At 73.7% G+C, this 2685-nt stretch carries 5 protein-coding genes; 3 read left to right on the top strand and 2 right to left on the bottom strand.

Features of this window, described 5'->3' with window-relative positions; genetic code table 11:
* The 3 genes from CCN44_RS41155 to CCN44_RS41165 all read left to right on the top strand — a co-directional run.
* Positions 1-195 (top strand): thiolase C-terminal domain-containing protein (locus CCN44_RS41155; protein WP_414820557.1); only part of this gene is annotated, 195 nt, incomplete at its 5' end.
* 28 nt (positions 196-223) lie between these two features.
* Positions 224-892: a pyridoxine/pyridoxamine 5'-phosphate oxidase gene (locus CCN44_RS41160; RefSeq protein WP_059250592.1), complete on the top strand. Its 669-nt coding sequence runs from the start codon at positions 224-226 to the stop codon at positions 890-892.
* A gap of 109 nt (positions 893-1001) precedes the next feature.
* Positions 1002-1508 (top strand): carboxymuconolactone decarboxylase family protein, encoded by a 507-nt coding sequence (locus CCN44_RS41165; RefSeq protein WP_059255089.1) that lies wholly within the window; start codon positions 1002-1004, stop codon positions 1506-1508.
* Here CCN44_RS41165 and CCN44_RS41170 read toward each other — a convergent pair.
* Both CCN44_RS41170 and CCN44_RS41175 read right to left on the bottom strand, forming a co-directional pair.
* The gene (locus CCN44_RS41170) at positions 1489-1902 is read right to left on the bottom strand and encodes a Zn-ribbon domain-containing OB-fold protein (protein WP_086704321.1); all 414 of its coding nucleotides are present in this window, start codon (positions 1900-1902) and stop codon (positions 1489-1491) included. The two genes, CCN44_RS41165 and CCN44_RS41170, sit on opposite strands and share 20 nt — an antisense overlap.
* On the bottom strand, positions 1902-2351 hold the full coding sequence (locus tag CCN44_RS41175) for a DoxX family protein (RefSeq protein WP_059250588.1): 450 nt from the start codon (positions 2349-2351) through the stop codon (positions 1902-1904). The genes CCN44_RS41170 and CCN44_RS41175 overlap by 1 nt, the downstream gene beginning before the upstream one ends.
* Positions 2352-2685 lie beyond the last annotated feature (334 nt).

A 2685-nucleotide genomic window follows, 5' to 3' on the forward strand; every position in this document is an offset into this window, starting at 1 on the left:
GGGGGCGGTCTGTCGGCCCAGCACCCGGGGATGCGCGGGCTGTTCCTGCTGGTGGAGGCGGTCCGGCAGCTGCGCGGGGAGGGCGGGGCCCGGCAGGTGCGGGCGCGGGACGGCGGACCGCCCCGGCTGGGCGTGGCGTCGGGCACCGGCGGATGGTTCTGCTCCGCGGCGACGGTGGTGCTGGGACGGGACTGAAGACGAGCCCGGCGGTGATACTCGCCCCATGGCACAGCACGATCTTCACGAGATGCTCCGCTCGCTGCGGGTCTGGGACCCGGAGGCGACCGAGCTGCGGCCCTTCGACCCGGACACGGCCCCGCCCACCCCGCTGGCCCTGTTCACGACCTGGTTCGCGGAGGCGGTGGCGGCGGGACAGCCGGAGCCGCACACCATGTCCCTGGCGACCGTGGACGAGGAGGGCAGGCCCGACGTACGGATCGTGATGCTGCACGGCGCCGACCCGGACGGCTGGTCCTTCGCCACGCACGCCACCAGCCGCAAGGGCCGCGCGCTGGCCGCCCGGCCGTACGCGGCCCTCGCCTTCTACTGGCCGGTGCTGGGCCGCCAGGTGCGGGTGCGGGGGCCGGTCGCGTCCGCACCGGCCGAGGAGAGCCAGGCCGACCTGCACGCACGGTCCACGGGCGCGCTGGCCGCCGCGCTGACCGGCCGGCAGAGCGAGGAGCTGGCCTCGGTGGCCGAGCTGCGGCGGGCGTCGGAGGCGGCCTGGGAGCGGGCCCGGGCCCACCCCGAGGAGCCGTCGCCGACCTGGACCCTGTACCGGCTGCGCCCGGAGACCGTGGAGTTCTTCCAGGGGGACCCGGACCGGCGGCACGTGCGCCTGGAGTACCGCAGCACCGAGTTCGGCTGGAGCCGGGGCCTGCTGTGGCCGTGAGGGGTCTTCGCCCGGCCGGCCGCATGTCCGTGCCGCCACCGGTCACACTTCCGCGCCGCCGTCCGTCAGGGCGGTGACAGCGACACGGAAACCCCCTGAGGAGACGGTGATGGAGAAGCGTGCGATCACGGCCGAGGTCCCGGCGGCCCCGCGGATGCCCGAGGACCCCGCGCAGCTCGTGCCCGAACTGGCGGAGGTGTCGGCGGCGCTGTTCCGGGCCACCGGCAACGGTTCGGTGCCGCGCTCCACGATCGGCCTGGTCCAGCTGCGGGCCGGGCAGATCGTCGGCAGCACCTACCTGACCGTGCTGCACGCGGGCTTCCTGCGCAAGGCCGGGCAGTCGGAGGAGCGGATCGCGTCGGTGGCGTCCTGGTGGGACTCGCCGTACTTCACCGCCGCCGAGCGGGCCGCGCTGGCCCTGGTGGAGGCCGTGCTCCAGCCGTCCACGGACGGCGAGCGGGTCTCCGACGAGCTGTACGCGCAGGTGGCCGGGCACTACGAGGGCAAGGCGCTGGCCACGCTGATGTTCGCGATCGGCCAGGTCAACTTCTTCGTCCCCGTCGCGCTCGTCGCCAAGCCGGTGCCCGGCCGGTCGTTCACCGACCCGTGGGGGTGAACACCGGGATCCCGTCCCGGAACGCCACCCGCAGCGGCATTCCGGCCCGCACGGCCCGCTCCGGGCAGTCCACCAGTTCCGTCATCATGCGCGGACCCTCGGCGAGGTCGACCACCGCCGCGAGGTAGGGAACGCGGGCGCGGAACGGGGGGAGGTCGTTGCGGTGCACCGCGGACCACGTGTAGAGCGTGGCCCGGCCGCTCGCCTCCTCCCAGGTGACCTCCTCGCTCCAGCAGTGCGGACAGAACTCCCGGGGGTAGTGGTGGGCCCGGCCGCAGGCGGCGCAGCGGCGGATCAGCAGGCGCCCCTCGGCCGCCGCCGCCCAGTAGGGACGGGTGAAGGCGTCGGCCTCCGGGACGTCGTGGCGCTGGGCGTCGTGGTGCGGGCCGCCCATCAGAACCACCCCAGCGCCGCGTCCAGGGACCACGTCTGCCAGGACATGCCGAAGAAGCCGACGGCGGAGATCAGGGCCATCATCGAGTTCTGGCCCTGCTCCGCCCAGTCGTGGATCATGAGGACGAAGTAGAGCGCGTTGAGGAGCAGGCCGCCGATCAGGGCGACCGGGGTCAGGAATCCGGCGATCAGGCCGAGGCCCAGGGCCAGTTCGGCGTAGGCGACCACGTACGCCATCAGCTTCGGGTGGGGTCTCACCACCGTGTCGAAGCCCGCCCGGACCGCCGTCCACCGGTGTTGCGCCGCCACGTCCGCCGCCCAGGCGATGCCGCTGCCCCGCTCGAACCAGGCCTTCTTGTCCTTGTGCCGCCAGCTCTCCAGCCACCACAGGCCCAGACCGATCCGCAGCACCGCCAGCCATTGCGCGCCGTCGAGCCCTATCGCATCCATGGATCTGACGGTACGTCAGATCACGCGCGAAGCCCACCTGTGGGCCCCCGGAATCACCCCCGGATCGTCGCGGACTCGGTTGGCGCCGCATCACGTCCGCCACGGTGTCCGCGACCCGGCGGCTTCATCGCGTGGATCGCCGAGGTCACCGGCCGCCGCGCCAAGAAGCGCCAGGACGTGATCAATCCGCAACCAATTCCGGTCTTGACCGAGACCCATCAACCGGGTGCGTGATTACGCTCCCGCTCATGGCCGTCTCCCGCCCCTCGCCCGCGCACCTCTCGCCGACCCCCGCCGACCGCCCGGTCTACGTGATCGGCGCCGGCCCCGGCGG

This window comes from Streptomyces tricolor, assembly GCF_002155905.1.
Classification (GTDB): Bacteria; Actinomycetota; Actinomycetes; order Streptomycetales; family Streptomycetaceae; genus Streptomyces; species Streptomyces tricolor.

Excerpts from the sequence above, each read along its gene's own strand:
- CCN44_RS41160 (WP_059250592.1), top strand. The coding sequence starts at position 224 with ATGGCACAGCACGATCTTCACGAGATGCTCCGCTCGCTGCGGGTCTGG.
- CCN44_RS41170 (WP_086704321.1), bottom strand. The coding sequence starts at position 1,902 with ATGGGCGGCCCGCACCACGACGCCCAGCGCCACGACGTCCCGGAGGCC.
- CCN44_RS41175 (WP_059250588.1), bottom strand. The coding sequence starts at position 2,351 with ATGGATGCGATAGGGCTCGACGGCGCGCAATGGCTGGCGGTGCTGCGG.
- CCN44_RS41165 (WP_059255089.1), top strand. The coding sequence starts at position 1,002 with ATGGAGAAGCGTGCGATCACGGCCGAGGTCCCGGCGGCCCCGCGGATG.